The sequence below is a fragment of the Allosphingosinicella deserti genome (genome assembly GCF_003012735.1).
GTDB lineage: Bacteria > Pseudomonadota > Alphaproteobacteria > Sphingomonadales > Sphingomonadaceae > Allosphingosinicella > Allosphingosinicella deserti.
The window spans coordinates 50,498-66,479 of the sequence record NZ_PXYI01000010.1 but is presented as its reverse complement, the minus strand read 5'-3'; the positions used below and the strand labels follow the sequence as shown (position 1 = coordinate 66,479).

Here is a 15,982-nt window from a genome sequence, read left to right as displayed (position 1 = left end):
ATGCTGCACTGCAGGAACTTCCTGCGGGTGAGGCACGTTTGTTCGAGGTGTCCAGAAACTAAGGGGAATCCTTCGTTGATCACCTTGTCCACCGCCTCCAAACTGGGGCAGAGCCAGCCCGCGCCCCAGATCGCCGATACCCACACGCTGATCTGTTTTTCTCATCTGCGGTGGAACTTCGTCTTTCAGCGACCTCAGCATCTCATGAGTCGATTCGCGGCCGATCGCCGTGTGATCTATTGGGAAGAACCCGAAACCGCCGCCGAGGGCTGCGAACCGGCCCTGGGTATCCGGACGTGCGCCGAGACCGGCGTCATCGTCGTCACGCCTTCCTTGCCCGAAGCGCTCGACGAAACTGGACGCGACGCTGCGCTGAAGACCCTGCTGAACGGCTATCTCGCCGGCGAGCAGGGCCCGTTCGTGCGCTGGTATTATACGCCGATGATGCTGCCCTTCTCGCGGCACGTCGAATCGATCTGCACCGTCTATGATTGCATGGACGAGCTTGCGAATTTCCGCTTCGCGCCGCCGCAGCTCCTCGCCCTCGAGCAGGAGCTGATCGATGCGGCCGACGTCGTCTTCACCGGCGGCTACAGCCTTTACGAGGCGAAGAAGGACCGCCACCCCAATATCCACCCCTTCCCGTCGAGCGTCGATCGCAAGCATTTCGCCCAGGCCCGCGCGATGGATGCGAGCCCCGACGATCAGGCGCCGATCGGCCGCCCGCGACTAGGCTTCTACGGCGTCATCGACGAGCGCATGAATCTCGATCTGATCGCCGCTGTGGCGGACCGTCACCCCGAATGGTCGATCGTCATGGTCGGCCCTGTGGTGAAGATCGATCCGGCCGAGCTGCCGCTGCGCGCCAACATCCATTATGTCGGCGGCAAGACCTATGACGAGCTTCCCGTCTATCTTGGCGGCTGGGACGTCGCCCTGATGCCGTTCGCGATCAACGAATCGACGAAGTTCATCTCGCCGACCAAGACTCCGGAATATCTTGCCGGCGGCCGCCCGGTAGTGTCGACTCCGATCACCGACGTCATCCGCCACTATAGCGATCTCGACGCGGTGTTCATCGCCGACGGCACCAACGCGTTCATTGCCGCCTGCGAGAAGGCGCTTGAGCTTTCGCGCACCGACGGCGAGTGGCTCGCCCAGGTCGATGCGAAGCTGGCCAACATCAGCTGGGACACGACCTATGCCCGCATGGCCGGTCTCGTCCGCGAGTCCATCAAGGTGCCGACCGCAGGCCCCAACATCGTCAAGGCGCACACCCGCAAGAAATACGACTATCTGGTGGTCGGCGCGGGCTTTGCCGGCTCGGTGCTCGCCGAGCGGCTCGCCAGCCAGCATGATGCCAGGGTGCTGGTGATCGACAAGCGGCCGCATATTGCCGGCAACGCCTACGATCATCTCGATCAGGCGGGCGTGCTGATCCATCAATATGGTCCGCACATCTTCCACACGAATTCGGACGAGATCGTCGATTATCTCTCCAAGTTCACCGCCTGGCGGCCTTATGAGCACAAGGTGCTCGCCGAGGTGCGCGGCAAATTGGTGCCGATCCCGATCAACCGCACCACCTTGAACGCGCTGTTCGATCTCGATCTCAAGACCGACGAGGACGCTGCGGCCTATCTTGCCTCCCGCGCCGAGCCGGTCGCGGAGATCAAGACCTCCGAGGACGTCGTGATCTCCGCCGTGGGACGCGAGCTCTACGAGCTCTTCTTCCAGGGCTATACCCGCAAGCAGTGGGGCATCGATCCGAGCGGACTCGACAAGGCAGTGACCGCCCGCATCCCCACCCGCACCAATACCGACGACCGGTACTTCGGCGACAAGCACCAGATCATGCCGAAGCACGGCTATACCGCGATGTTCAACCGGATGCTCGAGCATCCGAACATCGATGTCCTGCTGTCGACCGACTATAAGGACGTGATGAGCGAGATCGACGCCGGTCATATCGTGTTCACCGGCCCGATCGACGAGTTCTTCGATTTCCGCTACGGCAAATTGCCTTATCGGAGCCTCCGTTTCGAGCACAAGATCCTCGACAAGGAGAACTTCCAGCCGGTCGCCGTCGTCAATTACCCGAGCCCGCAAGTGCCCTACACCCGGATCACCGAGTATAAGCACTTGACCGGCCAGGAGAATGACAAGACCAGCATCACCTACGAATATCCAAGCGCGGAGGGCGATCCTTATTACCCGATCCCACGGGCGGAGAATCAGGAGCTGTTCAAGAAGTACGAAGCGCTCGCGGACGCGACGTCCAACGTCACCTTCGTCGGCCGCCTGGCGACGTACCGCTACTACAATATGGACCAGGTCGTCGGACAGGCGCTCTCCGCCTTCCGCAAGATCGACGCCAGGAAGAAGGCCGCTACTGCAGCCAAGGGTACGATCTGGACCGAGGCCGCCGAATAAGGCGGGCGCCCGGAACGATAGGAAAGGGCTCGCGAAAGCGGGCCCTTTTCTTTTGTCTCACGAGAGCCAGTTGGTGCTGATCCCGCCTCGGGCGTGTCGGCATGCGCCGCAGCGCAACGCTCAGTAGAAGCGCGGAATCGGCCCGAGCTGCGGCGTCGTGTCGCTTCCCAGATCGAGGAACAGCTCGTCGACATAGCACCAGCCCCAGCCCTCGGGCGGATCATAGCCCTCGATGATCGGGTGCCGACTGTGGTGGTAATGGGCGGTCGCATGCTTGTTCGGCGACTGATCGCAGCAGCCGACATGGCCGCACGAACGGCAGATGCGCAGATGCACCCACCAGTCGCCGGTCTTGAGGCACTCCTCGCACCCCTTCGCGCTCGGCGTGACCTTGGCCACCGTCATGAGGTGCCTGCACCCGTCCATATCGTCCCTCCCCCGGGGGTCATTGCATCCGCAACAACGGCTAGCCCGATCGGAGCCGCCGTTCGAGCACAAGATTTCAACGGCGCTCCACGGCAGGAGCGCCGTCGAATCTCTATTCGTCCCGCTTCCATCCGAGCGCCGACAGCATGACGTCGAACAGCCGGGTGTTGGGGAAGAAGCCCCGGACCTGCTCGGCGCCCGGGCCCGATGCAGCGGCGATCACCTCCTCGCCCGTATGGGTGTCATCGATCGAAATCACTTGGTTGTTGGCGACCGTCACCTCTGGCTTGGCAGCCTCCGCGGCATATTGCTGCGCAAGCGGGCTCTTGCGGTCGCCGCCGCCCATCCGCAGCCCGAAGCTGTGATCCGCGGTGAACAGGATCAACGTATCCTTGCCGGCGACGGCACTGATCCGGCGGATCATGTCGTCCATCTCGACGACGTGCCGAAGCCCCTTGTGCGGATCGTCGGTGTGCATGTCCCACTCGACCATCAGGAAATAGCCCTTGGGATTGCGGGCGAGCGTGGCGATCGTCGCCTCCACCGTCGGCAGGGGCGCAAACTCGTCGTCGCGAAGGACGGCAACGCGTCCGCCGCTGCCGACCAGCGCCGGATCGCTGCCGAACCGGTAGCCGGCGCCGGCAAAGGCTTTGTCCGCCGTCGTGCCGTGTGCCGCGAACGAGGCGACCGCATCTGCCCGGCCGTGGCCGACCAGCACGTCGATCCCGTCGCCGAAGCGCGGCGCGAGCAGCTGGCGGAAGATCTCGTCCTTGTCCTTGCGGGCCGGAACGTGCGCGTAGCAGGCGGCCGGAGTCGCGTCCCAGATCGGCATGTTGGTGACGATGCCGGTGGAAAGGCCGCGCTGCTCCGCATATTCCATCAACGTCTTGACCGGCGTCGGCGCGCCTCCGGCTGTCGACGGCACAACCGACACCATCGCATTGTCGGTCTTCTGCCCGGTCATGATCGCGGTCATGCCGGCGGCGGAATCGGTCACCCACTGGTTGCGCGCCGAGGTGTCCGATAGGCCGACATTGGGCATCGTGTGGAGGAACAGGGATTGCGGCCGATCATGCGCCATAATCCCCGCCGCGTTGAGCGTCGGCACGCCGCCGGCATCACCCAGGAAGACGATGACGTTGCGCGCCTGCTGCGCCCCCGCGGGTGCGGCGCCCAGCGCCAGCAGGACGATTCCGGCCATTGCGGCCACCCGCCTCGCCACGCCCGGCCGCATACCCGGCGCCCTGCTGCAACTCCCGCTCATTTCCGTTACTCCTTGATGCGATATCCGCTCGCCCGCTGCCGTGCGGCACGGGCGCTGCATGCCACGCTGGGGCAGGATTGCCATGGACCAGGCTGCAGAAGCGGCCCGTCGGTGCCGCCTGGACGAGCGCTACGAGCGCCGCTTTACACTTCTATGACCATTCGGGTGAACCTCGTGCACGCGAACACGCGGACGCTCGCTTCACTCGCCGACGACCTCATAGCCCAGCGGCCGCGGCGGCGCACCGTCGTTGCACGTCGTAGAGGGGCAGGCGGAGAGCGCCACAACCAGGTCCATCTCCGCACGCAGCAGCATCGCGGCGCCGGGCCGCGAACGCGGTGGAACGATGGTCAGATGCCCCGCCGCGCCGATCTCCACGTTCATGAAGAAGTTGAAGGTCTGCGGCAGGGGGTCCGGATCGATGCCGAGGGTCCGCAAGGCCGTGGAGAGGTTGTCGTGGCAGTTCGGATGATCCTCCAGGCCATATTGCATCGCGTACATTTCACGCGTGCAGGCCGCGTAGAACATGTCGTGCCGCCCGACCTCGTCATCGACGATGGTCAGCATCCGGTTGCTGCGATCCGACCACAGAACGGCCCCGGTCGAGAGCCGCACCGTCCCGTTATAATCGAAGCTCCGCCCGCTCGACAGGCGCTCGCGGCCGTCGGCGGAATAAGCGACGAGGTCGCCCGTCTGGCCACCTTCGACATCGACGAGCCGCAAGCTTTCGCCTTTGGCCAGTCGCAAGGCGATCCCGCTCGCCGGAGGCAACATCGTCAGCACCTTCACACGCTCCCGATCCAGGTGAGGAAAGCGTAAGCGGCGGGACCTAGCGCGTCCACACATACGGGCCGAAACGGGAGGGGCGACCTTCCACCCTCAGCTCCGCGCGGCGATCCAGGCGTCGACCTGCCGCTCGAGGATCGACAGCGGCAGCGAGCCCGATCCGATCAGGAGATCGTGAAACCCCTTGATGTCGAATCTGGCGCCGAGCGTACGTTCGGCTTTGGCCCGCAGCTCCATGATCTTGAGCATGCCGATCTTGTAGCCGGTCGCCTGTCCCGGCAGCGTGATGTAGCGGCGGACCTCGGATCGTGCCTGATCGGGCGAGGCACGGCCGGAGGTGGCCATATAGTCGACCGCCTGCTGCTCCGTCCAACCCTTGGCATGGATTCCGGTGTCGACGACCAGCCGGGCCGCGCGGAACAGCTCCGCGTCCAGGCGCATGAAATCGCTGGCGAGATCGGGATAGGCCCCCATCTCCTTGCACAAGGCTTCCGCGTACAGCGCCCAGCCTTCGCCGAAGGCGACGTACCGCGCCGACTGGCGGAATTTGGGCCCGGCGCTCTGCCGGACCTGGATGTCGCCCTGCATGACGTGGCCGGGCACGCCTTCATGGCACATCAGATCGACCGTGGCGTCGGGCGAGGGATCGCTGTCGAGGCCGAGCAGGTGGACATAGACCCGGCCTGGCCGCGCGCCGTCCGGGCTCGGTGCCGCAGCGTGCGCGGCGCCGCCGGCGACCTCGCTGAACGACGGCTCGCGCACCACCTCCATGCGATGCTCGGGAAGCAGGCCGAAATATTTCGGCAGCAGCGTGCGGTTGCGTGCGATCGCAGCATTGGCGTTGCGCAGATATTCGGCACGCGAGGCGTCGGTCCACGGCTTGGGCGGATTGCGGCGTTCGCGATCGGCATAATATGCCTCGCGATCCTTGAAGCCTGCCCGGCGCGCGAGCGAATCCATCTCGCCCTCGATTCGCGTTACCTCCTCGAGGCCGATCTGGTGGATCTGCTCCGCACTGAGATCGGTGGTGGTGTTGAGCTTCAGCGCTGCGGCGTACCAATCGGCGCCGCCCGGGAGCGAGATTGCGCCGACTCTCCCGCTCGGCGCCCTCGGCAACGCGCCCTCCGCCCATGCAATGACTTTGTCGTACGCTGGCTTCAGCGGCAGCAAGGCGGCGCGGGCATCGGCGAGCAATGCCTCTGCCTCGGCGGGCGTGGCCTTGCCGGCCGACTGCAGCCTGGCGACCTTGGCCTGTGCGTCCGCCCACAAGGGCGAGGCGGAACCGGAGTCGAACGGTGCGCCGGTAATCAGCGCCCGGCTGCCCGCGATCACCCGCTCCACCTGAAATCTGGGCGCATGCACCCCGGCCGCATCCGACGCGGCACTTTGCCGGATCGCTTCGTCGAGTACCGCCGGAATGGCGCGCAGGCGCGCGGCATAGGCCTTCATGTCGCCCTGATCCTGGACGTTGTGGGTGTTGATCAGGAAATCGGGCAGCCGCGCATGGACCGAGTAGAGGAAGGAATAGAAAGGCGGCGCATAGTGGCGGAAACGATAGCCGAGCTCGGCCCGTTCGAGCTCCAGCGCCCAAATGTCATAATTGGTCTGCGCAGTGGGTGAGAGCTTCGCGCGATCGAACTGCGCCTTCATCCGCGCGACGCTGCTGCGGCGCCATTCGAGGCGGCGCAACGTCGCCGCATCGCTGATGTCGTCGAGCCGATCCTGGCCCTCCTTCAGTCCGAGCTGGGTCGCAAGTTGCGGCCGGTGGCGCAGTTCCTCGGCGAATTCCTGGTCGAGAAAGGCATAGAGCCGGGTATCCTCCGCTGCGGGCGCGGTCTTCGGGGCCGCTTTCGCGGCCTGGGCGGCGGCGGGCGCCGCCGGCGGCAGAGCGAGGATGAAAGCGGTTGCCGCGAGCAGCCAAAAGGATTTGCGCATCTTTGTCCTTCCTCCAGATGCGGGCAGCCTAGACGAGGATGGTTTCAGGCCGAAACGTGAATCTTTGGCTTGAACGGACGGAGCGCGGGCGCCGGCACTCACGCGGCGGAGCTGGCGAATGCCCAGGCCCGGCCGACACTTACTCCAGACCGTTGGGGCCCAGCTGCATCCGTCTCACGTCGAAGCCGAAGGCAGCCTCCGCGCCCTTCGCGATCGCGGCTTTCACCGCCGGCATCGCGGACGGCTGCTTCTGCGCCGCCTGCACCGCCTGATCCGCGAGGACCGCCTGGACGAGCATCGATTCGGCAATTTCCTGCTTGAGCGCGTCGCTGGCAGCGGTGAAGGCCGGATCGGCGCTGAGCACCCGCGCCAGCTGCAGGCTGACCGCCTTGAACTCGGGAGTCTTGGCGTCGATGGAGCCTCGCACACCATGAAAGGCGGTGACCAGATAGGTCGCCATGGCATCGGCGACATTGCTCGGGTCGAGCCCCTCCGGCCGCATCAGCGCGCCCAGCTCCGCGATCACATCCCGGCTTGCAAACGTGCGCTGGAGATCGGCGGCGCCTGCCGCATCTACTCGGCGAAGGCGGGCGACGAACGCATCCAGGTTGCGCTTCCGGACCGCAAGGCTCGGACGATAGGTGATGGCCGCGCGATCGATCTTGGCGCTTGGCGGCGTTCGAGCAAGTGCCTGCGACATGTCAGCCGTGCCGGCGCGTGCTTCCTCGGACTGGATCAACGCGCCTTGCGACAGCGTGTTGGTGAGCATGCCCATATCGAACACGCCCTGGGCCGCCGCCGGCACGGACGCGGCGAGAGCGATCAGGCCGAGAAATCGAGCTTTGCGCATTCGGCATTTATCCCTGACCCGGGTGAAAGGAGTCAAGGTTACCGCGACGCAGATGCGGCGATCGCCATTCGGTCGGCACAGCCGACGACTTCGAAATCCGCGCACGGAAGCCTCTCGCGGTGCCCGGATAGAGGATAGTCGCCTATTCCGCGGCGAGGTCGATCGCGACGAGATCGTCTTCCGCCGCGATCTGGATCATCGCCTCGGACGGCGTCCCCGGCTGCGTGAGATCCGAATGGTTGGCCATCTCGCGCACATAGTCATCCAGCGCGTCGTCGAGCGCGCGCAGCGTGCCGCCGCGTTCGCTGGCGAGGACGTTCATGCCCGGCTCGACTGCCGCCTGAAGCGGGGTGACGAGGCCGGTGTCGAGCCCGGCGCGCTCGGCGATGCGCCGGGCGAATTCGTACCAGCTGACCCGGCCCTCGTTGGCGACGTGCCAGATGCCGTTTGCGCCGTCGATCAGCAGATCGAGCACCGCGTGGCAGAGATCGGGCACGTAGGTCGGCGAGACCTCGGTGCGCTCGCAGGCGGTGAACGCCTCTCCGCGGTTGAGCGCGCTGAGCACGTGCCAGGCGAAATTATAGCGGTCCCAGGGCCCGAAAAAGGCGCTGGTGCGCACGACGAGCGCGTCCGGCATCACCGCCTGCACCCGCTCCTCCGCACCGGCCTTGGAGATGCCGTAGACGCAGGCCGGACTGACCGGATCGCTTTCGACATAGGGACGGCCCAGCGTGCCGTCGAACACCAGATCAGACGAGAAGGTGACGTACTTTATGCCGGCCTCCGCGCAGGCGCGGGCGAGCTTCTCGGCACCGTCGGCATTGGCCGCGATGCACGCATCCTGTTCCCGTTCCGCATCGGCGACACGGACGAAGCCGGCGGTGTTGATCACCGCCCATGGCCGGTGGCGCGCGATCGCCGCGGCGATCGAATCGTCGTCGGTGATGTCGAGCTCGGCCCGGCTGGTGAGGCAGAAGGGCAGAGCGCGGTGCTCGCAGATGCGGGCGAGCGCATTGCCGAGCGTACCGGTGGCGCCGGTGATCAGAACCTTGCGGCCGTTCCAGGCGAGCGGCTGGCAGATGCCGTTCCAGGGATAGAGGCGCGGCGGCCGCCGCCACCAGCCCGGGCTGTCGAGCACCGGATGATCGAAGGGACGGCCATTGCCGAATGCTTTCGCGGCTTCGGCGACGATCGTCGGCCGGGGCGTGCCGGTGCGCACGTCGAAGGCGCCGGTGTCGTAAAAGCCGCGGCGCTCGGCGAGGAGGAATCGCCAGTCGACATTGCCGAACAGCGACCACAGGGTCACCGCGCGCAGGTCGACACCCTCGGCACGAAGCTGCTCCGCCCCCTTCCAGACCTCGACGAACCAGCGCACCTGCTCGTCGCGGTGGCAGCCGTGATGGACTTCGGTGATCGCCATCGGAATCCCGTAACGCGCCCAGGCCTCGTGCAGGCGCGGGACGATACCGGTCTCGTTCTCGAGCGCCGCGACACGGACGGCCTCGGCGTCGACATAGCGGTGGCGGCCGTTCCCGCCGACCTCATGACCAGGGTATAAATCGAGCCGGTGATCGAGGAAGCGTTCGCTGGTGAGATAATGGTTGATGCCGATCAGATCGGGTTTGGCATCCAGCGCCGCGAAGCCATCGATCTCGTCCTCGGCGATGCCGGCCTTGCGCAGCATGGGCCGCAGCGGGTGGGCACGGTCGACCATGCCGCATTGCAGATCCAGGCTCAGCCACCGGCGTTCATTCTCGAACCGCGCCTGGTAGGCGAGCGGCTCGGTGGAGAAGCATTTGCCGAGATCCTCGGTCTGGACGAGTTCGGCGTCCGGGATGATCGTTCGGATTGCGCGCATCGCCTCGGCGACGCCCTTGCACTCGTTGACCAGAGCGCGGAGGAAGGCGTCGTGATCATGCCTGTGCGGGTACCAGTGGCCGTAGAGCGCCGAAAAGCGCGCCGTGGTCAGCGGCTCGTTGACCGGAGTCCATTGCTCGATCCACGGATAACGCTGGGCGGCCTTGGTCGCGAATTGAGCGAGCTTCTGCGGAAATTCGGGGTCGAGCAGCTCGGTATATTTCGGGCCCGATCCGTGATGGGTAAGGCCGCCAATCACCTTGATGCCGCGCTCCCGAAGCATGCCCAAGCGCTCGTCGGTCCAGCGCCAATCGCACTGATCGAGACTGTCCGGCGCGATCGCTTCCCAGAGGATCGGGTAGCGGACGGTGGTGACGCCGAGGTCGGCGATGAGATCGATATCCTCCGGCCGATCGGAATGGCCCGTCTCGATGGTCTGATCGCGATAGTCGTCGCCAAGGCGGACGATGGTGCATTCGACGCCTCCCCAGAGTTCCAGCGGAGGTGCGGCGCGTTCGTCTTCAGTCATCCTGATTTCGGTCTCGCAATGAACGATACCGTCACGAACCCGCCGCCGCCGCGGCCGGTTCCCGCTAATTCCTCGCCCGCTGATACAGATTAACGAGAATCAGGGCTTGAATGCTGCTTTGCAACGAGAAGCAGCGCGAGCGGTTCGGCCCCCTTCGTGCGCGTCTGCCCGCTAAACATTCGGTAAACTCTTCGTGCCATTGTCCACGAGTCTCTGGGGAGGGAGTGAAGATGGCGTTTGGCGGAATGGCAGCGGAAACCGGGACGTTTCACGATCCTTGGGCGGACCGTCGCGGCGAGCCGCGGCTCCCCGACCTCGTCGACACCGCGCTTCTCCACTTCCGCGGCAAGCCCTACCGGGTGCCGGTGCTGAACATCTCCTCGCGGGGTGCGATGGTCGAGTGCCTGCTCGACACCCGACTGGGCGAGCCGGTGCTCGTCGAGTTCGACCAATGCAGCCGCATGCATGCCTTCGTCCGCTGGAACCGGGAAGGCCGTATCGGCCTCAATTTCGGCCACGAGCTCGTTCTGGGCAGCTGAGCCGCCGGCTCAGGCGGTGCCGTCCTCTTTCTCGTCGACGACTGCCGGGCCGGCCGCTGCGGTGCCTTGCTGCCGCTTGCGCAGCGCCAGCACGTAGATCACCGCCGCGGCGATGGCGAAGAAAAACCATTGCAGCGCGTAGAAGAGATGGTTGTTCGGCATCTCCGACGGCAGGCCGGGCCGGCTCGGCGGCAGGCCGGCGGGTGAATTCGTCGCGACCAGGCGGATCCGGTGCTGGCTGTCCGGCACGATCACGCCTTCGACCACACCGCCCCTCCATGCCGGCGCCTCGCCCGCCTTGGACCAGCCGACATCGACTTGCATGCCCGGCCCCTCCGCGCCGCCGGTGCGGCACGAGGCGATGTGACTCCAGCCCGGCTGGTCCTGGAGATTGCGACCGGCGGTGGCGCGCCACGCCACAGGCTGCAGGCAGAAGCCGTTGGCGCGGCGGTAGAGAAGGCTGCCGTCGGCAGGCGCCACGGCCGGCCAGGCGACCGGCGGCTTGCCGCGATTGGCCTCGAGTTGCGCAATCAGCCCCTGCTTCCACTGCAGGCGCTCGAGTTGCCAGACGCCGAGGCCGGTCATCGTCGCGACGGCGGCGGCGACAAGGGCGGTAGGGAGAATCGGCCAGCGCATCATTCGTCCACGATCTGCCCTTCCCGGGCGCGGTGAGCATATTCCAGCGCGAGCAGAACGCCCTTCGCCACGCGCAGCGATCCGATGACGAGCAGCGCGGCAAGCGGGACCCACAGCAGGACGTGGACCCAGAAAGGCGGGCCGGCGCCGAGCTCCAGCGCGATCGCGAGGCCGGTGACGATCGCGCCGACGATCAGGATGAGGAAGGCGGCCGGGCCGTCGCCGACGTTGAAGGCCCCGTAATCGAGGCCGCAGGCGCGGCATTTCGGCGCGAAGGCGGCAAGCCCCTTGTAGAGCGTCTTGGCGCCGCAGCGCGGGCACAGGCCGAGAAGGCCGGACTGAAGCGGAGTGGGGCTCATCTCGCCGCGCACAGGCATTGCGTACCTCCGGGGCGAACAAGAAGGGGAGCGGCTTCCCGCTCCCCCGTGTCGCTTAGTGAAGCGGAGCGCCCCAGCCGCCCCACACGTAGATGCAGATGAACAGGAACAGCCACACCACGTCGACGAAATGCCAGTACCAGGCCGCCGCCTCGAAGCCGAAATGCTGGCGCTGGGTAAAGTCGCCTTTGTAGGTGCGGATCAGGCAGACGATCAGGAAGATCGTGCCGACGATCACGTGGAAGCCATGAAAGCCCGTCGCCATGAAGAAGGCCGAGGTGTAGATGTTCTCGGAGAAGCCGAATGGCGCGTGGAGATATTCATAGGCCTGGACCGCGCTGAACACGAGGCCGAGCAGGATCGTCGCCCACAGGCCCTTCTTGAGGCCGTCGCGATCGCCGTGGATCAGCGAATGGTGCGCCCAGGTGACGGTGGTGCCCGAGCAGAGCAGGATCAGGGTATTGAGCAGCGGGAAGCCGAACGGATCGAGGACGTGCATGCCCTTGGGCGGCCACACGCCGCCGATCGAGTCGACCGCCGAGGGAAACAAGGCGGCGTTGAACCAGGCCCAGAACCAGGCGACGAAGAACATCACCTCCGACGCGATGAACAGGATCATGCCGTAGCGCAGGTGGAGCTGGACGATCGGCGTATGATCGCCGGCATTTGCCTCCCGGATCACATCGGCCCACCAACTGAACATCGTGAACAGAACCGCGATCAGGCCGGCGAAGAAGATGTAGCCGCCAAACTCGTAATCATGCATCCACATCACGCCGCCGACGGCCATCGCCATGGCGGAGAAGGAGCCCACGAAGGGCCAGATGCTCGGCGGCAGAATATGGTAGGGGTGGTTCTTCGCTCCGGCCATCGTTCGGCTTTCCCTCTGTCGCGCCGGCCCTGACCGGCATCCTTCCTGACGTGTCGCTCCGCCGAGGCAGGACGCCGCGGCAGCGGTTGCGGTTCCTCTAGCCTCAGCCCTTCGGCTGGTCCACCGGGTAAAAAGTGTAGGACAAGGTGATTTCGCTGACGTCCTTCGCGTCCGGATCCTGAAGGATCTTGGGATCGACGTAGAACACCACCGGCATGCGGACTTCCTCGCCGGCCTTCAGCGTCTGCTCGTTGAAGCAGAAGCACTGGATCTTGTTGAAATACTTTCCGGCCCAGATCGGAGTCACGTTGAACGCGGCCGATCCGGTGATCGGCACCGCGGAGAGATTCTTCGCGGTGTAGAAGGCGATTTCGCGCTCGCCGATCGATACGGTCTCGGTCGGCTTTGCGGGCTTGAAGTGCCACGGCAGGGTCGGCACGACATTGGCGTCGAAGCGGATCGACACCTGCTTGCCGGCAACCTTGCCGGGCGCATCCCCGGTGGCGCGCATCGTCGTGCCGTCGAAGCCGGTGACCTGGCAGAAGATGCGGTAGAGGGGCACGCTGGCAAACGCCAGGCCGACCATCGCCGCGACGATCAGAAAGCCGAACGCGGCCGTACGCGCGTTGCGCCGCGGATCCACAACCGCAGTCATTTGCCGGTCATCCGGACGATGGTGATCCCGTAGATCAGCAGCACGAAGGCGCCGAGCAACAGCGCCATGACGAGGGCCCGGCTCTTCTGGCGGCGACGAATCTCAAGGATGCGATCGTCTTTGAGTGTCATGCGAGGATCCATCGATCGAGGACGAGCGCGCCGAAGACGGCGAACAGATACAGCACCGAGTAAGCGAACAGGCGCTTCTCCGGCTTCATGCCGGCAGGCTCGGTCGCACGGTTGAAGAGCACCTGCAGCGACAGCAGGAAGAAGGCGGCGCTGAGCAGGCTTGCCGCGATCCCGTAGATCGCGCCGGCGAGGCCGAGCGGCCACGGGGCAATCGCGGCGGCGGCCATCGGGATGGTGTAGAGCGCGATCTGCTGGCGGGTCACGGTGGGTCCCGAAACCACCGGCAGCATCGGCACGCCGGCGGCGGCGTAATCCGATCGCACGAACAGCGACAGCGCCCAGAAGTGCGGCGGAGTCCACAGGAAGATCAAGGTGAACAGCAGGATCGGCAGCAGGGTGATGTCGCCCGTCACCGCAGCCCAGCCGATCACCGGCGGAAAGGCGCCGGCGGCGCCGCCGATGACGATATTCTGCGGAGTGCGGCGCTTCAGCCACACCGTATAGACGAGCACGTAGAAGAGGATCGAGACGGCCAGTACCGTCGCCGCCAGCCAGTTGGTGGCGAATCCCATCAGGATGACCGAGAAGAAGCTGAGACCGACCCCGAAATGGAGCGCGGACTGGCGATCCATGCGCCCTGCGGGCAGCGGCCGCGAGGCCGTCCGCTTCATCAGCGCGTCGAGATCGGCTTCGTACCACATGTTGAGCGCCGCCGCGGCGCCGGCGCCGAGCGCGATGCACAGGATGGCGGTGAAGCCGATGATCGGGTGGATCGGCGCCGGCGCGACGAGCAGGCCGCAGAGGCCGGTGAACACGACGAGGCTCATCACGCGCGGCTTGGTCAACGCGAGGAAATCGCGCCACTCGGCGGGAAGGCTCTGGTCGGCTTCGATCACACTAGCTGTCATGTCAGTCACTTCGACGGGACGCCAGTCCCACTAAACGATCAGGGGGCGGGGCGTCGGCGGAACGATCCGCGTCGACACCCCTGCCCCCCGGCATCCCTCCCGCAGGCGGAAGGGCCTTTTTTTCAGTCGATCTTCGGCAGAGTCTCGAACTGGTGGAAAGGCGGCGGGCTCGACAGCGTCCATTCGAGCGTCGTCGCGCCTTCGCCCCACGGATTCCCTTCCGCCTTCCGACCCGCGGCAAGCGAGTAGAAGATGTTGATGAAGAAGGGGATCATGCCCGCCGCCATGATCATGTACCCGATCGTGGCGACGTGGTTCCAGTGTGCATAGGCATCCGTGTAGTCCGGCACGCGGCGCTGCATGCCCTGCATGCCCAGGAAGTGCATCGGGAAGAACATCACGTTCACGCCGATGAAGAAGATCCAGAAATGGGCCTGGCCCAGGACTTCCGAATACATCTTACCGAACATCTTCGGGAACCAGTAATACCAGGCTGCGAACAGCGCGAACACGGCACCCAGCGAGAGCACGTAGTGGAAGTGCGCCACCACGTAATAGGTGTCGTGGACGTTGTTGTCGATGCCGCCGTTGGCGAGCACGACGCCGGTGACGCCGCCGACGGTGAACATGAAGATGAAGCCGATCGCCCACATCATCGGGGTCTGGAAGCTGATCGAACCGCCCCACATCGTCGCGATCCACGAGAAGATCTTGATGCCGGTGGGCACCGCGATCACCATCGTCGCCGCGGTGAAGTACATCTTCGTGTTCACGTCCATGCCCACGGTGAACATGTGGTGCGCCCACACGACGAAGCCGATCACGCCGATCGCCACCATGGCGTAGGCCATGCCGAGATAGCCGAACACCGGCTTGCGGCTGAAGGTGGCGATGATGTGGCTGACCATGCCGAAGCCCGGCAGGATCATGATGTACACTTCGGGGTGACCGAAGAACCAGAACAGATGCTGGTAGAGGATCGGATCGCCGCCGCCCGACGCATCGAAGAAGTGCGTGCCGAAATTGCGGTCGGTCAGCAGCATGGTGATCGCACCGGCGAGAACCGGGAGCGAGAGCAGCAGCAGGAAGGCGGTGACCAGCACCGACCAGACGAACAGCGGCATCTTGTGCAGGGTCATGCCCGGCGCGCGCATGTTGAAGATGGTGGTGATGAAATTGATCGCGCCGAGGATCGACGACGCGCCGGCAAGGTGGAGCGCGAAGATCGCGAGATCGACGGACGGGCCGCTCGAGCCCGACGTCGAGAGCGGGGCATAGGCCGTCCAGCCGATGCCGGCGCCGTTGCCGAGCCCGCCCGGCACGAAGGCCGATCCGAGCAGCAGCAGGAACGCAGGAACGATCAGCCAGAAGCTGATATTGTTCATCCGCGGGAAGGCCATGTCGGGCGCGCCGATCATGATCGGCACGAACCAGTTGCCGAAGCCGCCGATCATCGCCGGCATGACCATGAAGAACACCATGATCAGGCCGTGGGCGGTGATCAGCACGTTCCACAGGTGCGCCGCTTCGTCGATGTTCCCGCCGGCCCATTGCGGCAGGACCTGGAGCCCGGGCTCCATCAGCTCGGCGCGCATGATGCCCGAGATCGTTCCGCCGATGATTCCGGCGATGATCGCGAAGATCAGATAGAGGGTGCCGATGTCCTTGTGGTTCGTCGACATGAACCAGCGCGCGAAGAAGCCGGGCTTGTGATCGGCATCATGATGCGCGTCATGCGCCTCGTGCGTCTGGAAGTGAGTCGCATTTGCGGTCGTATCGGTCATG

Annotated in this window: 15 protein-coding genes; 2 read left to right on the top strand and 13 right to left on the bottom strand. The window is 65.3% G+C overall.

Features of this window, described 5'->3' with window-relative positions:
- Positions 1 to 204: 204 nt before the first annotated feature.
- Positions 205 to 2,433 carry a UDP-galactopyranose mutase gene (gene glf, locus C7I55_RS23520; protein WP_106515595.1) on the top strand — a complete coding sequence of 743 codons (2,229 nt, stop codon included), beginning with the start codon at positions 205 to 207 and terminating at the stop codon, positions 2,431 to 2,433.
- A gap of 120 nt (positions 2,434 to 2,553) precedes the next feature.
- On the opposite strand, the gene C7I55_RS23515 is transcribed toward glf, so the two are convergent.
- The 6 genes from C7I55_RS23515 to C7I55_RS23490 all read right to left on the bottom strand — a co-directional run bounded on the left by C7I55_RS23515 (position 2,554) and on the right by C7I55_RS23490 (position 10,080).
- The gene (locus C7I55_RS23515) at positions 2,554 to 2,838 is read right to left on the bottom strand and encodes a UBP-type zinc finger domain-containing protein (RefSeq protein ID WP_233222381.1); all 285 of its coding nucleotides are present in this window, start codon (positions 2,836 to 2,838) and stop codon (positions 2,554 to 2,556) included.
- A gap of 133 nt (positions 2,839 to 2,971) precedes the next feature.
- A complete protein-coding gene (locus C7I55_RS23510) occupies positions 2,972 to 4,123 on the bottom strand; it encodes an alkaline phosphatase (protein WP_233222380.1) in 1,152 nt (383 codons plus the stop codon).
- A gap of 201 nt (positions 4,124 to 4,324) precedes the next feature.
- On the bottom strand, positions 4,325 to 4,897 hold the full coding sequence (locus C7I55_RS23505; protein ID WP_233222391.1) for a DUF1989 domain-containing protein: 573 nt from the start codon (positions 4,895 to 4,897) through the stop codon (positions 4,325 to 4,327).
- Between the two features lie 105 nt (positions 4,898 to 5,002).
- Entirely contained in the window at positions 5,003 to 6,844 is a 1,842-nt protein-coding gene (locus C7I55_RS23500; RefSeq protein WP_106515480.1) for a DUF885 domain-containing protein, read from the bottom strand.
- 139 nt (positions 6,845 to 6,983) lie between these two features.
- Positions 6,984 to 7,694: a DUF6683 family protein gene (locus C7I55_RS23495; protein ID WP_106515479.1), complete on the bottom strand. Its 711-nt coding sequence runs from the start codon at positions 7,692 to 7,694 to the stop codon at positions 6,984 to 6,986.
- A gap of 142 nt (positions 7,695 to 7,836) precedes the next feature.
- Positions 7,837 to 10,080, bottom strand: coding sequence for a family 1 glycosylhydrolase (locus C7I55_RS23490; protein WP_106515478.1), 2,244 nt, complete (start codon positions 10,078 to 10,080; stop codon positions 7,837 to 7,839).
- A 230-nt stretch (positions 10,081 to 10,310) separates the two neighbouring features.
- Here C7I55_RS23490 and C7I55_RS23485 point away from each other — a divergent pair, with 230 nt between their 5' ends.
- Positions 10,311 to 10,619 carry a PilZ domain-containing protein gene (locus tag C7I55_RS23485; RefSeq protein ID WP_106515477.1) on the top strand — a complete coding sequence of 103 codons (309 nt, stop codon included), beginning with the start codon at positions 10,311 to 10,313 and terminating at the stop codon, positions 10,617 to 10,619.
- Between the two features lie 9 nt (positions 10,620 to 10,628).
- Here the strand turns inward: C7I55_RS23485 and C7I55_RS23480 are convergent, their stop codons facing one another.
- The 7 genes from C7I55_RS23480 to ctaD form a co-directional block, all read right to left on the bottom strand.
- Entirely contained in the window at positions 10,629 to 11,255 is a 627-nt protein-coding gene (locus C7I55_RS23480) for an SURF1 family protein (protein ID WP_332888438.1), read from the bottom strand.
- Positions 11,255 to 11,632, bottom strand: a complete 378-nt coding sequence (locus tag C7I55_RS23475; protein ID WP_106515475.1) for a DUF983 domain-containing protein — start codon at positions 11,630 to 11,632, stop codon at positions 11,255 to 11,257. The genes C7I55_RS23480 and C7I55_RS23475 overlap by 1 nt, the downstream gene beginning before the upstream one ends.
- Positions 11,633 to 11,687: 55 nt before the next feature.
- On the bottom strand, positions 11,688 to 12,503 hold the full coding sequence (locus C7I55_RS23470) for a cytochrome c oxidase subunit 3 (RefSeq protein ID WP_106515474.1): 816 nt from the start codon (positions 12,501 to 12,503) through the stop codon (positions 11,688 to 11,690).
- A gap of 103 nt (positions 12,504 to 12,606) precedes the next feature.
- Positions 12,607 to 13,158, bottom strand: coding sequence for a cytochrome c oxidase assembly protein (locus tag C7I55_RS23465; RefSeq protein WP_106515473.1), 552 nt, complete (start codon positions 13,156 to 13,158; stop codon positions 12,607 to 12,609).
- Positions 13,155 to 13,289, bottom strand: coding sequence for a hypothetical protein (locus tag C7I55_RS29310; RefSeq protein WP_269845234.1), 135 nt, complete (start codon positions 13,287 to 13,289; stop codon positions 13,155 to 13,157). The genes C7I55_RS23465 and C7I55_RS29310 overlap by 4 nt, the downstream gene beginning before the upstream one ends.
- The gene (locus C7I55_RS23460) at positions 13,286 to 14,197 is read right to left on the bottom strand and encodes a heme o synthase (RefSeq protein ID WP_106515472.1); all 912 of its coding nucleotides are present in this window, start codon (positions 14,195 to 14,197) and stop codon (positions 13,286 to 13,288) included. The genes C7I55_RS29310 and C7I55_RS23460 overlap by 4 nt, the downstream gene beginning before the upstream one ends.
- Before the next feature lie 122 nt (positions 14,198 to 14,319).
- Positions 14,320 to 15,981, bottom strand: a complete 1,662-nt coding sequence (gene ctaD, locus C7I55_RS23455) for a cytochrome c oxidase subunit I (protein ID WP_106515471.1) — start codon at positions 15,979 to 15,981, stop codon at positions 14,320 to 14,322.
- Position 15,982 lies beyond the last annotated feature (1 nt).

Excerpts from the sequence above, each read along its gene's own strand:
- C7I55_RS23495 (WP_106515479.1), bottom strand. The coding sequence starts at position 7,694 with ATGCGCAAAGCTCGATTTCTCGGCCTGATCGCTCTCGCCGCGTCCGTG.
- C7I55_RS23500 (WP_106515480.1), bottom strand. The coding sequence starts at position 6,844 with ATGCGCAAATCCTTTTGGCTGCTCGCGGCAACCGCTTTCATCCTCGCT.
- ctaD (WP_106515471.1), bottom strand. The coding sequence starts at position 15,981 with ATGACCGATACGACCGCAAATGCGACTCACTTCCAGACGCACGAGGCG.
- C7I55_RS23465 (WP_106515473.1), bottom strand. The coding sequence starts at position 13,158 with ATGACTGCGGTTGTGGATCCGCGGCGCAACGCGCGTACGGCCGCGTTC.
- C7I55_RS23475 (WP_106515475.1), bottom strand. The coding sequence starts at position 11,632 with ATGCCTGTGCGCGGCGAGATGAGCCCCACTCCGCTTCAGTCCGGCCTT.
- C7I55_RS23460 (WP_106515472.1), bottom strand. The coding sequence starts at position 14,197 with ATGACAGCTAGTGTGATCGAAGCCGACCAGAGCCTTCCCGCCGAGTGG.
- glf (WP_106515595.1), top strand. The coding sequence starts at position 205 with ATGAGTCGATTCGCGGCCGATCGCCGTGTGATCTATTGGGAAGAACCC.
- C7I55_RS23505 (WP_233222391.1), bottom strand. The coding sequence starts at position 4,897 with ATGTTGCCTCCGGCGAGCGGGATCGCCTTGCGACTGGCCAAAGGCGAA.
- C7I55_RS29310 (WP_269845234.1), bottom strand. The coding sequence starts at position 13,289 with ATGACACTCAAAGACGATCGCATCCTTGAGATTCGTCGCCGCCAGAAG.
- C7I55_RS23480 (WP_332888438.1), bottom strand. The coding sequence starts at position 11,255 with ATGCGCTGGCCGATTCTCCCTACCGCCCTTGTCGCCGCCGCCGTCGCG.
- C7I55_RS23510 (WP_233222380.1), bottom strand. The coding sequence starts at position 4,123 with ATGAGCGGGAGTTGCAGCAGGGCGCCGGGTATGCGGCCGGGCGTGGCG.
- C7I55_RS23485 (WP_106515477.1), top strand. The coding sequence starts at position 10,311 with ATGGCGTTTGGCGGAATGGCAGCGGAAACCGGGACGTTTCACGATCCT.
- C7I55_RS23515 (WP_233222381.1), bottom strand. The coding sequence starts at position 2,838 with ATGACGGTGGCCAAGGTCACGCCGAGCGCGAAGGGGTGCGAGGAGTGC.
- C7I55_RS23470 (WP_106515474.1), bottom strand. The coding sequence starts at position 12,503 with ATGGCCGGAGCGAAGAACCACCCCTACCATATTCTGCCGCCGAGCATC.
- C7I55_RS23490 (WP_106515478.1), bottom strand. The coding sequence starts at position 10,080 with ATGACTGAAGACGAACGCGCCGCACCTCCGCTGGAACTCTGGGGAGGC.